Consider the following 240-nt stretch of genomic DNA (forward strand, 5'->3'; position numbering starts at 1 on the left):
ATTAAAGAAACTTGCGGCAGATATGAATGAAGTACACATGCCTGGAACAACGACGGATAAATATAAAGAAAATTTCCATGCCGAATCAAGTAAGTGGGATTATTTAATTTCACCGAATGCTTATTCAAGTGAAATTTTTGCCCGTGCCTTCAATGTCGATACTTCTAAAATTCTCGAAACTGGTTATCCGCGCAATGATATACTTTACAATGGGAATAATCGTGATACAATCGACTCATT

Annotated in this window: 1 protein-coding gene; it reads left to right on the forward strand. The window is 35.8% G+C overall.

Features of this window, described 5'->3' with window-relative positions:
* Nucleotides 1–240 (forward strand): CDP-glycerol glycerophosphotransferase family protein (locus tag SB773_RS34285; RefSeq protein WP_410594975.1); only part of this gene is annotated, 240 nt, incomplete at both ends.

It is taken from the genome of Bacillus sp. SIMBA_074, from assembly GCF_046534555.1.
Taxonomy (GTDB): domain Bacteria; phylum Bacillota; class Bacilli; order Bacillales; family Bacillaceae_G; genus Bacillus_A; species Bacillus_A mycoides.